This is a genomic window from Halomonas sp. CnH100-B, assembly GCF_024124605.1.
Taxonomy (GTDB): Bacteria; Pseudomonadota; Gammaproteobacteria; order Pseudomonadales; family Halomonadaceae; genus Vreelandella.
Genome location: NZ_JAMXRX010000006.1, coordinates 236,112 through 252,060, shown reverse-complemented (window position 1 = coordinate 252,060; position 15,949 = coordinate 236,112). Strand labels below are relative to the sequence as shown.

At 59.1% G+C, this 15,949-nt stretch carries 18 protein-coding genes and 1 tRNA gene; 7 read left to right on the top strand and 12 right to left on the bottom strand.

The features are described 5' to 3' along the window. The first annotated feature begins 333 nt into the window (after positions 1-333). Positions 334-522: a hypothetical protein gene (locus NH398_RS14995; RefSeq protein WP_159340823.1), complete on the top strand. Its 189-nt coding sequence runs from the start codon at positions 334-336 to the stop codon at positions 520-522. Positions 523-619: 97 nt separating this feature from the next. On the opposite strand, the gene NH398_RS14990 is transcribed toward NH398_RS14995, so the two are convergent. Continuing rightward, a complete protein-coding gene (locus tag NH398_RS14990) occupies positions 620-1,468 on the bottom strand; it encodes a Tim44-like domain-containing protein (protein ID WP_253019151.1) in 849 nt (282 codons plus the stop codon). A 142-nt stretch (positions 1,469-1,610) separates the two neighbouring features. Here NH398_RS14990 and NH398_RS14985 point away from each other — a divergent pair, with 142 nt between their 5' ends. Beyond that, positions 1,611-2,186, top strand: coding sequence for an isochorismatase family protein (locus NH398_RS14985; RefSeq protein ID WP_253019150.1), 576 nt, complete (start codon positions 1,611-1,613; stop codon positions 2,184-2,186). A gap of 2 nt (positions 2,187-2,188) precedes the next feature. On the opposite strand, the gene yaaA is transcribed toward NH398_RS14985, so the two are convergent. Both yaaA and NH398_RS14975 read right to left on the bottom strand, forming a co-directional pair. Then, positions 2,189-2,968: a peroxide stress protein YaaA gene (yaaA, locus tag NH398_RS14980; protein WP_253019149.1), complete on the bottom strand. Its 780-nt coding sequence runs from the start codon at positions 2,966-2,968 to the stop codon at positions 2,189-2,191. A gap of 123 nt (positions 2,969-3,091) precedes the next feature. Continuing rightward, positions 3,092-4,123 carry an NADP(H)-dependent aldo-keto reductase gene (locus NH398_RS14975; protein WP_159340827.1) on the bottom strand — a complete coding sequence of 344 codons (1,032 nt, stop codon included), beginning with the start codon at positions 4,121-4,123 and terminating at the stop codon, positions 3,092-3,094. A 249-nt stretch (positions 4,124-4,372) separates the two neighbouring features. Here NH398_RS14975 and NH398_RS14970 point away from each other — a divergent pair, with 249 nt between their 5' ends. Together NH398_RS14970 and NH398_RS14965 are read left to right on the top strand one after the other, a co-directional pair. Then, positions 4,373-4,867: a tetratricopeptide repeat protein gene (locus NH398_RS14970; protein ID WP_253019148.1), complete on the top strand. Its 495-nt coding sequence runs from the start codon at positions 4,373-4,375 to the stop codon at positions 4,865-4,867. A gap of 38 nt (positions 4,868-4,905) precedes the next feature. Then, entirely contained in the window at positions 4,906-5,412 is a 507-nt protein-coding gene (locus tag NH398_RS14965; RefSeq protein ID WP_159340829.1) for a hypothetical protein, read from the top strand. Between the two features lie 17 nt (positions 5,413-5,429). Here the strand turns inward: NH398_RS14965 and NH398_RS14960 are convergent, their stop codons facing one another. The 5 genes from NH398_RS14960 to NH398_RS14940 all read right to left on the bottom strand — a co-directional run bounded on the left by NH398_RS14960 (position 5,430) and on the right by NH398_RS14940 (position 8,178). Beyond that, a complete protein-coding gene (locus NH398_RS14960; RefSeq protein WP_253019147.1) occupies positions 5,430-5,975 on the bottom strand; it encodes a TIGR00730 family Rossman fold protein in 546 nt (181 codons plus the stop codon). Positions 5,976-6,021: 46 nt separating this feature from the next. Further along, the gene (locus NH398_RS14955; protein ID WP_253019146.1) at positions 6,022-6,543 is read right to left on the bottom strand and encodes a DUF501 domain-containing protein; all 522 of its coding nucleotides are present in this window, start codon (positions 6,541-6,543) and stop codon (positions 6,022-6,024) included. Between the two features lie 12 nt (positions 6,544-6,555). Then, positions 6,556-6,858 (bottom strand): hypothetical protein, encoded by a 303-nt coding sequence (locus NH398_RS14950; protein WP_139528238.1) that lies wholly within the window; start codon positions 6,856-6,858, stop codon positions 6,556-6,558. A 39-nt stretch (positions 6,859-6,897) separates the two neighbouring features. Then, positions 6,898-7,305 carry a thioesterase family protein gene (locus NH398_RS14945; RefSeq protein WP_159340832.1) on the bottom strand — a complete coding sequence of 136 codons (408 nt, stop codon included), beginning with the start codon at positions 7,303-7,305 and terminating at the stop codon, positions 6,898-6,900. A 66-nt stretch (positions 7,306-7,371) separates the two neighbouring features. After that, a complete protein-coding gene (locus tag NH398_RS14940) occupies positions 7,372-8,178 on the bottom strand; it encodes a hypothetical protein (protein WP_159340833.1) in 807 nt (268 codons plus the stop codon). A gap of 109 nt (positions 8,179-8,287) precedes the next feature. Here NH398_RS14940 and NH398_RS14935 point away from each other — a divergent pair, with 109 nt between their 5' ends. Then, a complete protein-coding gene (locus NH398_RS14935; RefSeq protein WP_159340834.1) occupies positions 8,288-8,647 on the top strand; it encodes a hypothetical protein in 360 nt (119 codons plus the stop codon). Here NH398_RS14935 and NH398_RS14930 read toward each other — a convergent pair. Continuing rightward, the gene (locus tag NH398_RS14930) at positions 8,644-9,075 is read right to left on the bottom strand and encodes a hypothetical protein (RefSeq protein WP_159340835.1); all 432 of its coding nucleotides are present in this window, start codon (positions 9,073-9,075) and stop codon (positions 8,644-8,646) included. The genes NH398_RS14935 and NH398_RS14930 overlap by 4 nt on opposite strands. Before the next feature lie 39 nt (positions 9,076-9,114). Between NH398_RS14930 and NH398_RS14925 the strand changes: the two genes are divergently transcribed. Further along, entirely contained in the window at positions 9,115-10,278 is a 1,164-nt protein-coding gene (locus NH398_RS14925; protein WP_253019145.1) for a PatB family C-S lyase, read from the top strand. Positions 10,279-10,299: 21 nt separating this feature from the next. Here NH398_RS14925 and NH398_RS14920 read toward each other — a convergent pair whose 3' ends face one another. Next, positions 10,300-11,244, bottom strand: a complete 945-nt coding sequence (locus NH398_RS14920) for a co-chaperone YbbN (RefSeq protein ID WP_253019144.1) — start codon at positions 11,242-11,244, stop codon at positions 10,300-10,302. 567 nt (positions 11,245-11,811) lie between these two features. Then, a tRNA-Met gene (locus NH398_RS14915) sits at positions 11,812-11,888 on the bottom strand. A 276-nt stretch (positions 11,889-12,164) separates the two neighbouring features. On the opposite strand from NH398_RS14915, the gene phbB reads away from it, so the two are divergent. Further along, positions 12,165-12,911 (top strand): acetoacetyl-CoA reductase, encoded by a 747-nt coding sequence (gene phbB / locus NH398_RS14910; RefSeq protein WP_159340906.1) that lies wholly within the window; start codon positions 12,165-12,167, stop codon positions 12,909-12,911. A gap of 105 nt (positions 12,912-13,016) precedes the next feature. Here the strand turns inward: phbB and NH398_RS14905 are convergent, their stop codons facing one another. Continuing rightward, positions 13,017-15,824, bottom strand: a complete 2,808-nt coding sequence (locus tag NH398_RS14905) for a DUF349 domain-containing protein (RefSeq protein ID WP_253019143.1) — start codon at positions 15,822-15,824, stop codon at positions 13,017-13,019. Positions 15,825-15,949: the final 125 nt, after the last annotated feature.

Genomic DNA, 15,949 nt, shown 5'->3' with positions numbered 1-15,949 from the left:
GATGGTAGTGTGGGGTCTCCCCATGCGAGAGTAGGTCATCGTCAGGCACTTATACCGCAAAGAACCCAGCCAAACGGCTGGGTTTTTTGTTGCGCGCTCGAAAGCGCGCCATGACCAGCCCCGGGCACCCTGTGCTCGGGGCTTTTGGGCTGTGCCTTCCGAATGTCCAAGCATTGAAAAGTGACGCCACGGGTGCACAAAGTTTCCTTGAAACGACTGTTTTAAAAAAATAAATAACAGGGAGTTACTGCTCTTTGGTGGCGGCAGGGCTGCCGAGCAACTAGTATGAGCGGGTACCTATCATTTAAGCAGCATCTCAGGAGGAGACGCGATATGAGTACCCCATTGATGAAGAAGCTAGCGGTTGCGCTACTGATGGCCATGATGATGGGCGGTTTAGCTGCCTGTGATAACCAGGGCCCTGCCGAAGAAGCAGGTGAAAACATCGATGAGAGCATGGAAGATGCAGGCGAAAGCCTAGAGGACATGGGTGAGAATATCGAAGAGTCTGCAGAGGAGTAAGAAAACGACTCTTTGCAGCGTATCGATATGCTACCGATATAAAAACAGCCGCTTAGAAGCGGCTGTTTTGCGTTTTAAGGCTTGGAAAGTAGTTTGGTCATGCACCTGGGTTTTGCTCGATACCCTGTAGATACCAAGGTGCCTGATCGCGCATGGCACGCGTCAAGTGCCACGTTTCGTTGAACTCGGTTTGCTCACCGTTCTCTTCCAAAATACCGTGGAAGATGACGGTGGCTTCGGCGTGGCCATCGTACTCATTGATATCGCCAAGCTCTGCAAACAGTCGCACGATCTCAGTGCGATTATTGGCAGGCTGCTCGGCGCGCTCCTGGCGAAGCAGGTTGTAGAGCTCTGGCGTCACGTACTCCTGGATTTGGTTGAAGTCGTTATTATCCCAAGCACGCTGCAGCGTCATGAAATGCTCTTTGGCACCGCCTAGAAAACGCTCCTTGTCAAACCAAGCCGGTGTGCTTTGTAAGCCACTGGCTAAGCTGCCTGGAGACGCTGTGACGTTGTTTGGGGTGTACTGAGTCTCTTGGCGTTCGCGCTGATAGCCTGCCGGGTGGGCGGATGCAGGACGACGCTGACGCATGAAGGCGCGGAAAGCGAAGATCGCCAGCGCAGCAACGCCTACCATGACGAGCAGATCCATCAGACGCAGCTCGTCAAACGCACCACCGAAGAAGAGCGCTGCCAGCAAGCCGCCTGCCAGTAGGCCGCCCATCATGCCACCCATACCTCCACGGCGAGCAGCGGTGGCGGCGCCTGCGCCCTGCTGGGTGCTTTGGGCCTGTTGCTGTGCGGGCGTGCTAGCCGGTCGGTCAGCGGAGCGTGACACGCTACCCATGCTGCTACCACCGCCTAGGCGGCGTGCCTCCGCGTGTTCGATGGCGGTGCTAACGCCCATGACGCTCACCAATAGCATGACAAAGAATTGCCTTAACATGTTGATTCTCCATTGAGGATGCAGGTAATGCCAAACGCTTCAGTGCGAAGCAGATAGAAAAGGGTGGGCCATCAGTTTACCGTGTAATACCTCGCCTAGGTGATGGTGAGAGTCACTATAAAGACAAAAAAAGGAGCAGAAAGTGCGTTTAGATCAGGCTCGAAGCATCTTGTTGATGATCGATTTTCAGGCGGGTTTATTGCCCGTGATCGAAGGCGGTGAGGCGGCTCTTCGAGAGGCGGCTTGGCTGGCAGGTGTCGCCAATCAGTTGCAGGTGCCGGTATGGCTCACCGAGCAGTATCCCGAGCGATTAGGCGGGACCGCAGCGACCCTGCTGGAGAGCTTGGACATACATACGACATGGCAGAAGCGACACTTTAGCGCGACCGAGGAGCCCGCGTTTTCGCAGGCGCTGGCAGCGTTGGGCCGCAGCCAGGTCGTGGTGTGCGGCACGGAAGCCCATATTTGCGTATTGCAAAGTGCACTGGGCCTGTTAGCGGCAGGGTATGAGGTGTTTTGGCTGAGTGAAGGAGCCGCCAGCCGCCGTCCCGAAGAGGCGCGTCTTGCGCGCGAGCGTGCCTGTGCCCAGGGGGCGGTGGCGGTGTCTGCCGATATGGTGGCCTATGAGTGGCTACACCGCTGCGATACGGCCACCTTTAAAGAGATTCACCGCCGGTATTTAAAGCCAAGATCGGCGCAAACGGTCACATTTTATTAACCTTAACGCTCCGTTTCGCGACGAGTGAATACGAGCGTATCGCCTTCGGAAGCGGCGGCATCAAAGCGGTAGCCTGCCACATCGAAATCTTTGAGCGCGTTGGGGTCATTGATCTGCTGCCGAATGATCCATGCGCTCATCAACCCCCGCGCTTTTTTCGCATAGAAACTGATGATTTTGAACGTGCCGTTTTTCTCATCCTTGAAGACGGGAGTCACCACTCGGGCATCCAGTTTTTTCGCTTCGATGGCTTTGAAGTATTCGTTGGAGGCTAGGTTTACGAGTACCTTCGACCCACTCTCGGCGATCGCGCTATTCAGGGCAGGCGTCAGGATCGGCTTCCAATAGGCGTAAAGATCCTTGCCTGCGTCGTTGGGCAGTTTGGTACCCATTTCCAGACGGTAGGCTTGGATCAAGTCCAGCGGGCGGAGCAAACCATAGAGGCCCGATAGAAGGCGCAAATGCTGCTGGGCAAACCGATTGTCTGCATCGCTGAAGGTTTCGGCTTCCAGGCCAGTGTAGACGTCTCCCTGAAATGCCTGCACGGCGGGTTTGGCGTTGTCCAACGAAAAGGGTGGCTGCCACTCGGCAAAGCGAGCCGCGTTCAGGCCTGCTAGTTTGTCGCTGATGCCCATTAGGTCGCTGATTTGCTGAGGAGAGTAACCGCGTAAGATATCGATCAGCGGCTGGCTGTACTCGAGAAAATCTGGCTGGCTGACCTTCTGGGTCGTCGGGGGTGTTTCAAAATCCAGCGTTTTGGCGGGGGAAATAACGCTCAGCATGGCGTGCTCCTTGTGCCGTGACAAAAGAGGGTCGCTTCTCGGCATGAGATGCGACCACTAAATAGCTAGCAAGATTATATCAAGCCTCGGCGGCGGCCGAGGCTATCGACACGATAGGAGCCGTTAGGGGCAGGGATTCGGCATGCGACGATGGATATCGTCGATGGCGGTCAAAACGTCGTCGTCGAGCTTCAGGCTCTCACTGGCGAGGTTGCTTTCCAGCTGCTCCATCGTCGTGGCCCCAATGATATTGCTGGTCAGGAAGCTGCGTGAATTGACAAATGCCAGCGCCATTTGCGCGGGGTCGAGCCCATGCGCTTTGGCCAGGTCGACGTAGGCGTGTGTCGCGGCCTCGGCTTCGGGTGATGTGTAGCGCTTGAAGCGCTCATAGAGCGTCAAGCGGCCCTTTGGCGGCTGGGCGCCGTTGAGGTACTTCCCGGACAGCACGCCAAACCCCAGCGGAGAGTAAGCCAGTAACCCGACGTCTTCGCGATGGGCAATTTCTGCCAAGCCCACTTCGAACGAACGGTTCAGCAGGTTATAAGGATTTTGGATGGAGGCAACGCGTGGCAGGCCCAGCTGGTCTGAGAGCTGCAGCATTCGCATGACGCCCCAGGGCGTTTCATTGGATAGACCGACGGCGCGAATCTTACCGGCATCGACGAGCTCTTTCAGAGCGGAGAGCGTCTCTTCCAGCGGGGTGGCGTCTTCCTGCTCAGCATGAGTATAGCCGAGCTTGCCAAAAAAGTTGGTGTGACGGTCAGGCCAGTGCAACTGGTACAGATCGACGTAGTCCGTTTGCAGGCGCTCCAGGCTGGTATCAATGGCCTGGTGGAGGTGGTCGCGGCTCATTTTAGGGCCGCCGCGAATATGTTCTAAACCTGGCCCTGCCGCTTTGGTGGCAATGATCACATCGTCGCGAGCGCCTCGGGCTTTTAACCAGCTGCCGATATAGGCTTCCGTTAACCCTTGGGTTTCCGCCTTTGGCGGAACGGGGTACATCTCCGCCGTGTCGATAAAGTTAATACCAAACGCTACTGCGCGGTCGAGCTGTTCATGAGCCTCAGCTTCGCTGTTCTGTTCACCAAACGTCATGGTGCCTAGACACAGTCGGCTGACCTCCATTCCGGTTCTACCCAGTGGGCGCGTTTGCATGGTTGTCTCCTCGCGTGGGCGAAAACGTTGCTGGAAAGTGAGCGATGCCAATCGCCGTTACCAGCCTGTGGAAGGCATGTTAGCGAGGGTCTACAAAAGCAGCAAATCAAGAGGGTTGAGTCGGGGCGAAGGCAGGCGTATGCTTGCCAGCCCATCGACCGGCCAAGCGCCGGTTTATCGCATGGTTAGCCGTCGTGGAAGGTGAGATGGTTAGCCGAAGGTCTCAACAGATAGGCAGGGTGGTTTGCCATGCCGCAGGCATCATCGTTGTTTACCCGGTTGGAATTTCGTCTAGCCGAGCAGCTGTTTCACACCCGTTGGTTACTCCCGCGTTCACCGCGTACGCAGCGCCTCACCATGCGACTGTTCAAGCGGTGTGCCGAAGCGGGGCACCCGGATGCACAGTCCATTTATGGGCACATGTTGTTTCACCGCAGCTTGTCTCCACAGGACAAGGCACGTGGCGCACGCTACGTACTGGAAGCGGCCCAGGCAGGCGATGTAAAGTCGCAGTATCAGGTGGCACAAATTCATGAACACGGCTGTGTGCAGTATCCCCGCCGTGAAGATTATGCGGTGACTTGGTACGCCCGTGCGGCGCAGGCAGGCCACTACCTGGCTGCGGAGCGTTTGGCGCTTGCCTACCGCTTGGGTGAGCTAGGCTTAGCAGTGGACCATGAGCAAGCCGACTACTGGCAGCGCATGGCCGAACGGCAGCCTGCGGTGGAAATGGCCGCCGCCTGAGCCCCGTATCCGGTGGCGAGACAGAAAAGAGGAAATCAGTGTCCGAGACGCTACCTACAGTGCTAGATATCGAAGCGTCCGGATTCGGGCGCGGCAGCTACCCGATCGAAGTGGGCATCGCCCGCGCCGACGGTAGCTGCTGCGCGTTTCTTATTCAGCCGTTGGATGAGTGGGTGCATTGGGATCCCAAAGCCGAACTGCTGCACGGCATTTCGCGTGAGCGGCTGATGAAAGAGGGTTACCCGGTGCGCCAAGTGGCCCAGTGGCTCAACGATGAGCTGCGGGAACTAGGTAAGGCGTATAGCGATAGTTGGGGCTACGATAACACTTGGCTGTCGTTACTGTTTCATCACGCTGGCATGCTGCCCCGTTTTCGTCTGGAAGCGCTGCGCATCCTGCTCAGTGAAGAGCAGCAGGCGCTGTGGAGCGATACCAAAGAGTCCGTCGTGGCCGAACGGGGCATCCACCGCCACCGTGCAGGGGAAGATGCCCGACTGCTCCAGCTTACCTATCAGCGCACTCGCACACTGACTCTCAAAGCCTAATCGTAGCTCGACGTTCGTTAATCCAACTGGGCTTCCAGCGCCTCTAAAAGACGCTCTGGCGTCGAAGCGTCGAGCAGCATGTCACGTGTCGTTTGGGCCAGAAAGCCGTGGCTGATCGTGCTATCCAAAAACGCCAGCAGCGGCGCGTAAAAGCCTTCGGTATCCAGCAGCCCCATCGGTTTGTCGTGAAGCCCCAGGTAGCCCCACGTCCAGATTTCGAACAGTTCTTCGAACGTACCAATCCCGCCCGGTAGAGCAATGAACGCATCGGCATTCGCCGCCATGGTGGCTTTGCGCTCGTGCATGTTAGGGACGCGAATCAGCTCCGTTAAGCCAAAGTGTGCCTGTTCGCGTTCGACCAAGTGATCCGGCATAACGCCGAGTACGCGACCGCCCGCCTCGAGAGCCGCATTGGCCAACTCTCCCATGAGCCCGACCCGTGCACCGCCATAGACCAAGGTGTGGCCGCGCTGCCCAAGGGCCGTGCCAAGGGAGCGCGCGGCCTGCCGGAAGGCCGGGCTGTTACCTTCCCGAGAACCGAGGTAAACACAAATACGTGACATCGTCAGAGCGTCCTTATCGCAGCGGGGTAGAGAGAAGCGGGCGGCGTTAGCCTAGGCAGCGCTGAACGTCATAGTGTTCGTCCATCCACTGGCCGATGACATTGTTCCCGCACAGATGGTGAGCGTACTGGGTGTGTAGACAGCGCACCTGCTGCCAGTTACTGATGCCGCCTACACCGCGTTCGGTGAGTACGTCGGTGTAGCCCAGGCGAGCCACTTCTTCGCGCTGAGCCTCGCTCATCGAGCGCCAGCGGGCATCGACGTAATCGCGATGACTTTGCTGATAAGCGGCGAGGAAGTCCGGCTCTTCCTGCAGACGCTGCTCGAGGGACTTGATCACGCCCACGGCTTCGATGCGCGAAATTTCGATTTTCAGCAGGTCCGAGCAGAGCCAGTACAGCGTCGGGAAAGGTTTACCATCCACGATAGGTGCCATCCGCAGTACGAGCGGCGTACCTTGGGCGTCGGTGGCTGCAACGGCTTCGATACCGCGAGGCGCTCGCCCGAGCTGTTGAGTAATGATCGCCAGCTGGCGCTCGTCGGGTGCTTGGTCGGTACGAATTACCATTGCGTCAACGTCTCACTTTCGGTCGTCTTGAACAAATTTAGTCGAACGGCCAACGGCGCGGAAAAAGCAGCGGTTGAGCTGTTCAGGAGAGGCGACGTAGCGCCACTTCTCCTCGCAGTACTCGGCGGCGCGAGCCATCAGCACGTCGTAAAGTCGATTGAACGGGGCATCATAATCGTACGGGTCTGCACCGAACAAGCGGATATGCGGGTAGTCGGCGAAGCGCTCCATGAAATAGCGCTCCAAGTCGGCTTCCACGGCGCGGTGCTGCGCCGTGTTGTCCGGATCAATCCAGAGATTATAGCGGATGGCCATGGTGACTCCTGGAAGGCCCCACCATGTCAGGCGGGGGAATTAAGCGGAAGCGGGCGCCGTCTCTAAATGCGCCAACAACGCCTCACGCAGGGCACCCTCGATAGGAACGGCTCGCTTCTCCTGATGATCGTACTGCACCATCACCGTGTGCCCCAAGTTGGTTAGCGTACCATGCTGCCGGGCTTCCTGGGTGACGGTAAACGAGCTGTTGCCTAAACGGGTCAAGTAGGTACGGATTTCGATATCGTGGCCGTAAAACAGTTCAGCGCGGTAGTCCACTTCCATGCGCGCCATGATCAACCGCCACTGTTGGGGGTTCAGGTCGGGCGTGAAGAGTTTGAACAGGTCATTACGCGCCAGCTCGAACCACGCGGGGAGGCGCGTGTTATTGATGTGGCCCAAGGCATCCGTATCGTAAAACGCCGGTTCTATGGTGCGAGTAAACATGACGCGATCCTTATTATTAGTGTGCGAAGTAGCCCTGCTCCAGAATTAACCCAAGCGAGCGCTTGGTCAAGTGTTGCGGCGCTGGCGCCATGCCGTCAACTGCATCCAGCCAAGTAGCCACAGCGTGGCGGCGAGAAACCCCGCCAGCGTTCCCCAGAATAGCCCCAGCGTACTATAAGTATAAGAAACGCATAGGGTATAGCTGAGTAGCGAACCAAGGCCCATGGGGTAGTGCTTGATGACCGTAGCGACGGGAGCGTGACCGTGCCCCACGTGAAGAATCAGTAAAAATGGCAGCATGGTGACGGGAAACGCTGCCAGCGTGCCAGCCCATTCGGGCGGAAGCCAGTGGGCAATGCGCGTGATGACAAAAATGATGGCTGTGGCGAGTCCAGCCCGAGCCACCAGCGCGGGCCAAGAGAAGGTGCTGCTAGCGGTGCTCTTCACATCTGGAATGGTGCGAAACAGCCAGCTGAAGAGACCAATGGCGCACAGGGTGACCAGCGTACCGCTAAGGCGCGTGAAGTTGAATTGGGCCAGCAGCGTGCTGACCGCCAGCCACGCAGCAAAGCCCCCTAGCACGCCGCCCAATACCCCTTTGATGCCTGGCTGGCGGCCTGTGATGAGATACCCTGCGCCTAGCGCCATGGTCGCCGTGAATCCCGCTAGGGTATGCACGGCACTTTGGGTGGCAAAAGCAGGCGATATCTCCAAGCCGATAAAAAATAGCGCCAGTGCCGTGCCCAGCGGATAGCCCGAGAGCAGCCCAGCAATGCGGGGGCTAGCCCGCACGGCGACGGTGCCCAACCCCAGCACCATGCTGACGGAGAGGCCAAGTTTAGCCAGTTGCCAAGTGAGTGGAACGTCTACCATAGGGCGTTTTCCTTTCGTTATTATGGGGGCATGAACATGGCGCAACGGTTATTAGCGCAATGGGGATGTACCACCGTTTCATCATTATCCGTTTGGGAGGCTTGCTGCCGTGACCCATTCTCCAGACTCAGGCGCCCATGCGCTTTCCCCGCCGCCCAAGCCCGATGGTTGCGAACTTTGTCAGCGCGCATCGCCGCTGACCAAGCATCATCTCATTCCCAGAACGCTGCACAACAAGCCGCGTTATCAAAAGCGCCATAGTCGTGAGGAGCGGCTCACGGCCATCGTGTGGCTGTGCCACCCGTGCCATAAGCACATTCACCGGTTGTACAGCGAACGTGAACTGGCCGACCGCTTTGCCAGTTTGGCGGCGCTCAAGGACGATGCCGATATTCGCGCTTTCGTCGAATGGCTGGCCACCAAGCCGGCTGGTTTCAAGCCAAAATCGCCCGTGCGCAAGCGACGCTAGACCAGTCGAAGCCCTTGCTGGTCGCGCCAAGCAGCGTCCAACGCCTCGGTGAGCGGCTCGACGAGGTGGCCGGGCAGCGCGGCACGAGCCGCCTCCAGCGAATCGAACGAGCGATTGCGTAACCAACAGTAGGCCCAGGCGCAGGCTTCCTCGTCGCTTTGCGGGGTAGGCCGAGCAGGCATTTGGTTGAGGAGAAAAACGGCCGTTCGCGGTGCCCACAGGGGCATCTCGCCCTGCTGGTCTTGGCTCCACTGCTCCAGCGTGGCTCCGCTTGGCGTGGCCTCCGGAGTGCCTAATTTGGCGACCCTAGCAGTTTCCGCCAAAATCAGCGCGAGCTGGTCGGCATCCGCCTTTCCCAGCGAGCGCCATTGCCGCAACAGCGCCGAGAGGCCTGCGCGCATCTTGGTATAAAAGTCATCTTGCGGCATGCTCAGTGTCTACTCCCGTAGAAATAAGTGAGATGTGTTATGGCGTTCGATTTTGCCACGCCCGTGGAAAGGCGCGCTCCCGAAGGACAGTATGCCTCGCAGAAGTGGCACCGCTACGCGGCGGACGTGCTGCCGCTGTGGGTCGCCGATATGGACTTTCACTCGCCGCCCGCGGTGATCGACGCGCTCCAGCGACGGGTCGCTCACGGCGTTTATGGCTACGGCGAAGTGCCCGCCACGCTGAGTGAGGCGCTGTGCCAATGGAGCGCTCATCACTATGCGTGGTCCATTGAACCCGAATGGCAGCAGTGGCTGCCGGGCGTGGTGCCTGCACTGCACTTTGCCGCCATGGCCTTGACTCAGCCTGGCGAGGGCGTGCTCACCATCGCGCCGATCTACCCGCCCTTTCTGGCCGTGGCCGAACGCACCGGGCGGCTAGCGCAGCAGGCGATGTTAGCGGAGCCTGCTGCCCCTGGCGAGCCTTGGCGGCTGGATATCGAGGCGCTGGAAGCGGCCATCACCCCGCAGACTCGGCTGCTGCTGTGGTGTCATCCGCATAACCCGACCGGGCGCGTATGGACACTGAGAGAACTTGAGCAACTCGCCGCCGTGGTCGAACGCCACGATTTATGGGTGGTCTCCGACGAGCTGCACTGTGATTTGCTGCTGGATGAAGGCGTGCGCCACCGCCCCCTGGCGGCGCTGTTTCCTGAGCTGGCCAAACGCACGATTACCCTCTGGGCACCCTCGAAAACGTTCAATCTGGCCGGGCTCACCAGCGCCTGTGCGGTCATTCCTGATCCTGCGTTGCGGCACCGTTTCGCCGAGGCTACCAAAGGCTTTTTGCCGGACGGCAACGTATTGGGCTTAGTCGCTGCCGAGGCAGCGTATCGCGAGGGCGAACCCTGGCGTCAAGCGCTGCTGGACGTTCTACGCCGCCATCGGACAGCGCTGGAAGCGCGTGTAGCAACCTGGCCTGGCGTGTCGCTGAGCGCACCAGAGTCGACCTATTTGGCGTGGCTGGATATGCGTGATGCGGGCTTGGGGGAGACCCCTGCCCAAACGCTTTTGGAAAAGGCAGGGGTAGCACTCTCTGAGGGGGCGGCTTTTGGTTGCCCTGGGTTCGTGCGGCTCAATTTCGGCACCACCGCTTCCCAACTGGAAGCGGCGTTATCACGGATGGATGCGCTGTTAAAAGCGTAACGTTGCCTTCGTCAGGCGCTATCAATAGAGCAGGGCGAACAGCTTGCGGCGATAGGTGACCGTGAGAGGGTGGTCAGCCCCTAACGCATCGAATACCTGTAGTAGCGTTTTGCGGGCCGCGTCATCGTTATAGGCGCGGTCCTGCTTCATCAGCGTCAGCAGTGCGTCGAGGCCGGCATCATACTGACCATCGGCCACTTGGCGCAGCGCCCGCTGGTACTGCGCTTCGCTGTCAGTGCGATCACCCAGCGCGGCAATCTCTTCCGTTGAGAGCGCCTGTTCGCTGAACTCGATGCTGGCGCGAACGCCACGAGCGGGTGCTGCATCGCGCTCCTCTGGCGGCAGGTTATCCAGCACGCTTCGCGCTTCGTCGCCGCGCCCCTCCGCCACCAGCGTTTTGGCAAAACCAATGTGGTACGCGTAATGCTCCGGGTATTGGCTCATCAGCGTTTGGTAAATTTCCCGCGCGCCTGCAGCATCGCCCGCGCTCAGGGCGTCTTCTGCCTGCTCTTCGGGGCTGGGCGGCGCGTCACCGGGAGCGGGGAAGTAGCGGTTGAGCCACTCGCGTACTTCTTTCTCTGGCAAAGCGCCCTGGAAGCTATCTACCAAGCCTCCCTGGCTCACCAGCTTCACGTCCGGCACCGAGCGCACGCCTAACTGACCTGCGATCTCTGGATTCGCTTCAACATCTAGCGTTGCCAGCAAAAACGCACCGCCGTACTCGATGGCCAGCTTCTCGAGCACTGGCATCAGGTTTTTACACGGCTCGCACCAGGGTGCCCAGCAATCCAGCAGCACCGGTACCTGCATCGAGGCTTCTAATACCTGCTGGATGTTGCCCGCGTTGAGTTCAATGATGACCTCTTCGCGCGTCACGCTGGGGCGCTCGCCACCGGTAGGCGTGGCAGTGTTCGCGACAGGGTCGGCAGTCATTGGGTTGCCGGTACGGGGATCAATAATCGACATGGGTAAACTCTGCATCGGATGGAAAAGGTTGCTCCATGATATGCAGGCAGCCGCCCGGGGATTCAAGGAAGTGAAGGGAAATAAAGCGCGGAGACGGAAGAACGCACACAAAAAAGCCGATTCTCGAAAGAATCGGCTTTTTCTATGTTTAGTAGCGGGGGGCGGACTTGAACCGATGACCTTCCTGGGGTGATAAAGAGCTGAGCCCGATGAGCTGCTTCCACAAGCATTGCTTACCGTATGCGCACAAAAAAGCCGATTCCCCTAAAGAATCGGCTTTTTCTATGTTTGGTAGCGGGGGTCGGACTTGAACCGATGACCTTCCTGGGGTGATAAAGAGCTGAGCCCGACGAGCTGCTTCCCTAAGCATTGCTTACCGTAAACGCACAAAAAAGCCGATTCCCTAAAGAATCGGCTTTTTCTATGTTTGGTAGCGGGGGTCGGACTTGAACCGATGACCTTCCTGGGGTGATAAAGAGCTGAGCCCGATGAGCTGCTTCCACAAGCATTGCTTAACGTATGCGCACAAAAAAGCCGATTCCCTAAAGAATCGGCTTTTTCTATGTTTGGTAGCGGGGACCGGATTTGAACCGATGACCTTCGGGTTATGAGCCCGACGAGCTACCAGACTGCTCCACCCCGCATCAACGTGTGGCGTATTCTACGTATTTTTGACGCTAAGTCAACCCCTGCCATGAAACGTTTCCTTGCTGGCGGTCAGCTTCATCGTGCTGCAACATTGAAAGAGTAAAGCTATGCTTCCAATAGGCATAATAAAAAGCTTACTGTCGGTGTGTCGCCCAATAGAACAAGCGGCGTGCTGTGAGTGAAAGAAGCGCGAAAGCGCTTATTCAGAATGGCTTGCGACGCCATAACAGTGCTTAAGGTCCAAGCCATTTGTCATATCAGGGAGGTAGTCAATGGCCAATCAAGCCCCCGTCGCCTGGGTAACTGGTGGAACTGGTGGAATCGGGACGGCAATTTGCCGTTCGTTGGCGGATGCGGGTTATCTGGTCGTGGCGGGGTATCACAATCCCGACAAGGCCAAGACCTGGCTGGCAACACAACAAGCCGACGGCTATAACAACATCGCGCTGTCGGGTGTTGATTTATCCGACCACAATGCCTGCGTCGAAGGTGCCCGTGAGATCCATGAAACGCATGGTCCGATCAGCGTGCTGGTCAACTGTGCCGGTATCACTCGCGATGGCACCATGAAGAAAATGTCCTACGAGCAGTGGTATCAAGTCATCGATACCAACTTGAACAGCGTCTTCAACACCTGCCGCAGCGTCATCGAAATGATGCTGGAGAACGGTTACGGTCGCATCATCAACATCTCTTCCATCAACGGGCGCAAAGGCCAGTTCGGTCAGGTGAACTACGCCGCAGCCAAAGCGGGCATGCATGGCTTGACCATGTCGTTGGCGCAAGAAACGGCCACGAAGGGCATTACCGTAAACACCGTTTCGCCTGGCTACATCGCCACCGATATGATCATGAAAATTCCGGAGCAGGTGCGCGAAGCGATTCGTGAAACGATCCCGGTCAAGCGCTACGGCACTCCCGAAGAGATCGGCCGCTTGGTGACGTTCCTGGCCGATAAAGAGTCAGGTTTCATTACAGGGGCTAACATCGATATCAACGGTGGCCAATTCATGGGCTAGGCCCGAGCCATCTGACACGGGCTCTTTCCACAAGAAAGAGAACGCAAAACGGGAGGCGATCTGCCTCCCGTTTGCTATGTGACGCTCATCTATTGAGGGCTACGATTAGGGCTGCGGTGGGCGCGCTAGGCGGCCCAGTAGGTTGTCCAATTCGTTGACCTCTTGCTGCCAAAGACGGTTTGGCATGGGGCCGAGGGCCAACAGGTCGACCAGCACTTCCTCCAGTTCGTCCGCTTTGCTGCGTTCGGCGTTCAGGCCGTTATTCAAGCGCTCTACCTGAATGGCAAGCCGCAGCGGCTCGTCTCGCTGCTTAACGCTGCCTAGGGCAAGCAGCGATAGATGCACCCGCAGTCGAGCCAACTGCTCCTCGACGTCGCCCTGCTGTTCGCTGGAGAGAGGCAGCGTGGTAGACGAGCGAGCCTCGTTTCGCCGTTGATGCGCATCGCCATACGTTGCGGGCAGCGGTGTGGACAGCTCGCTATTGGCGTCCACCGGCGCTGGATGACCACCACTAAGCGCCTGATGGTCGGCCGCTAGGTGCGCATTGATCAGGGGCAGGAGGGCGTGCCACTGCTGTACCTTGTCGACGACCTCAAGGCGGCTCAAGCGTTCGCGTTTGGCGCGTACGATGCCGCCAAGCCGCTTCTGCATGCCGTCGCTACGGCGGTTGCGGGGCAGCGGCTCTAGCTGTTGAAGGCTGGCTAGGTAGGCGTCCAGCCGCTCGGACTCGTCGGCGTGTGTGGGTTGCCAACTATCCATGTCGTCGATGAGGCGCTGAAGCTGGTCGAGCGTTTGCTGCTGACGAGCGGCTTGCTCATGTTTTTGAGCGTCGCGCTGCGCAAAGAGCTGATCACAGGCGCTGCGAAAGGTCTTCCAAAGCGCTTGCTCATCGCCCTTCGGCGCACGCCCTAGTGAACGCCACTGCTGCTGTAGCCGCTTGGTGTGTGCAATGCGCGCTGTCAGCGACTGCTCGGTATCGTTCTGTAGCGCTTGGACCTGCTCGATCAGTGCGCGCTTTTGCGCAGCAATCTGCTCGGCGCGCTGGTCGATCAGCGCTTGCAGGCGATGGCGAATCGCCCCAAAGCGGCGGCCAATGGCTTCGGCGTGTTCCCGGGGGACGGGTGAGTAGTGGCGCCACTGGTGGCGCGCTTTGTCACGAATCTCCCGCAGCACGTCGGGGTCGGCGTCCTCGGCGGGCTGAGCCAGTAGCGTTTCGAGCTGCTCACAGAGCGCTTCGCGTCCGCGCAGGTTGGCGTCGCGCTCTTGATCGAGCTGGGCGCGCCAGGGTGCCAGGCGCTCATGGATACGATCGGACGCTGCCCGAAAGCGCGCGGACTGCTCTTTATTGGCCGCCGCATCGCCTAACGCCTTCCACTCTTTCACCAGTTGGCGATGATGACGGTCCAGCGCTGATTCGGCCATGTGAGGGTCGTCGGCCAGAGCGTCGATACTCGCGCAGAGCTGCTCACGCTTGGGGCCTGCCACAAAACCGCGCCAGTCGCGCAGCTCAGCAAGCCGCGCGCCAAGATGTTTCAAGCGACGCTTGAGCGGCTTGGCCTCCTCGCCCGTAAGGGCATCGAGAGTCGGCTTCAAACGTTGATGGAGGCGGCTGGCGCTCTTGAACGCGCCGCGTTCCAGCAAGTGCTCGAAATTATCGAGCTCCGCTTCTAACGCATTGAGCGACGCTCCGGTGGGGGTGGCTGCCATTGGCTGGGTAGCCAGCTGCTTTTGCGCCTGGGCAAGCAGCGCGGGCGGTGTCAGTGTCTCGGGCCAGCGGCACGCTTTGACATGCTTGGCTAGCGCTTGGTCATCGCTGTTGGCCAGGGCATGCTCCACGGCGAGGCTTTCCGATTGCCAGCGCTGCCACGCCTCCATGCTCTGTTCGTACTGCGCCAGCGCCTGGCTGTAACGCTGCTGAGTGGTGTCGTTAGGGGGGTGGAGATCGGACAGCGCCTGCCAGCGCTGGCCTAAGAGCTGGCGTTGGGCGCGCAGGCTGTCGATATCCTGGGCGGTCAGTTCGTCGGCGTGGGCCAGCCCTTCCAGGGTCTCTTCTAACCCCTCTAATAAATGGTCGCGAGTGCTTTCCGCTTCGGCACGGCGAGCGAGGCTTTGTTGACGCGCCTGCTCCTGGGTATCGTGATCGTGCAGGGTTTTGCGGCAACTCAGCATGGCCTGATGGAAGCGTTGCTCCTGGCTGAGGCTGGGTGAATGGCTGAGCTGCTGCCACTCGCGCTCCAAGTGGCGCAGTCGACCACCGTAAAGCGGCTCCCAGGGCGCACGCGCGTGCTGCTCTAATTGGTTCAATAGGTGCTCGCGCTGGGCCTGCTGCTCTTCGAGCCACTGTTCGTCGTTGCGCCGCTGGGTGAGCTGCTCCTTGGCGTAGCGCATGACCTGGCGATCACGCCGCGCCTCTTTCAATAGCCGCTTGAGCGACGCCTCACCGCTAATACGCTGCGCGGCCTGATGGCGTACCGCGGCCACGCTGTTGTGGCACGCCTGTTGGACGAGATCGTCTTCATCGTGCAACTGTTCAACGGCAGTGAGCCGCAGCCCCAGGTTATCGCCCTGCAGGGCAATCGCGTTGAGCAGTCGCTGGTCGCTCAGCAGGGCTACCTGCGCTTGGCGCTGCTGTAGGTCGATATGGCCCTCGGCACCGGTGAGGCGTTGACACACGGCATTGAACCACGCTTCGTCCTCGTGATGCTGCGGATAGGCGGCCAGCAGTTTGTCGATATCGTCGAGCGCGAGCAGGGCCGCGAGCTGAATGGTACTGTCGCTGTCGCCAGCGAGAGACAGAAGGGCCTCCCGCTGCTCTGAACGCTGCGGGTCGAGGGATTGAAGTGCCTTGCGGCGCACCTCGGGATCGGGGTGTTGCCACCGAGGAGCGAACAGGCGTCGTAACAGTCCGTGCATGGATCATCCTGCTGTGAGGTGCGGAACGTGAAAAAAATCAGACATCGATGAGCAGGCGGTTGCAGTCCTCGTCGCTGTCGCTTAGCTTTGCCGTTGCGCGGTGAGTTTTCCAGCCGGCCACCCCG

Coding starts and splice junctions, on each gene's coding strand:
- NH398_RS14905 (WP_253019143.1), bottom strand. CDS start 15,824: ATGCACGGACTGTTACGACGCCTGTTCGCTCCTCGGTGGCAACACCCC.
- NH398_RS14930 (WP_159340835.1), bottom strand. CDS start 9,075: ATGCCGCAAGATGACTTTTATACCAAGATGCGCGCAGGCCTCTCGGCG.
- NH398_RS14925 (WP_253019145.1), top strand. CDS start 9,115: ATGGCGTTCGATTTTGCCACGCCCGTGGAAAGGCGCGCTCCCGAAGGA.
- yaaA (WP_253019149.1), bottom strand. CDS start 2,968: ATGCTGAGCGTTATTTCCCCCGCCAAAACGCTGGATTTTGAAACACCC.
- NH398_RS14990 (WP_253019151.1), bottom strand. CDS start 1,468: ATGTTAAGGCAATTCTTTGTCATGCTATTGGTGAGCGTCATGGGCGTT.
- phbB (WP_159340906.1), top strand. CDS start 12,165: ATGGCCAATCAAGCCCCCGTCGCCTGGGTAACTGGTGGAACTGGTGGA.
- NH398_RS14955 (WP_253019146.1), bottom strand. CDS start 6,543: ATGGTAATTCGTACCGACCAAGCACCCGACGAGCGCCAGCTGGCGATC.
- NH398_RS14995 (WP_159340823.1), top strand. CDS start 334: ATGAGTACCCCATTGATGAAGAAGCTAGCGGTTGCGCTACTGATGGCC.
- NH398_RS14970 (WP_253019148.1), top strand. CDS start 4,373: ATGCCGCAGGCATCATCGTTGTTTACCCGGTTGGAATTTCGTCTAGCC.
- NH398_RS14940 (WP_159340833.1), bottom strand. CDS start 8,178: ATGGTAGACGTTCCACTCACTTGGCAACTGGCTAAACTTGGCCTCTCC.
- NH398_RS14945 (WP_159340832.1), bottom strand. CDS start 7,305: ATGTTTACTCGCACCATAGAACCGGCGTTTTACGATACGGATGCCTTG.
- NH398_RS14975 (WP_159340827.1), bottom strand. CDS start 4,123: ATGCAAACGCGCCCACTGGGTAGAACCGGAATGGAGGTCAGCCGACTG.
- NH398_RS14920 (WP_253019144.1), bottom strand. CDS start 11,244: ATGTCGATTATTGATCCCCGTACCGGCAACCCAATGACTGCCGACCCT.
- NH398_RS14950 (WP_139528238.1), bottom strand. CDS start 6,858: ATGGCCATCCGCTATAATCTCTGGATTGATCCGGACAACACGGCGCAG.
- NH398_RS14960 (WP_253019147.1), bottom strand. CDS start 5,975: ATGTCACGTATTTGTGTTTACCTCGGTTCTCGGGAAGGTAACAGCCCG.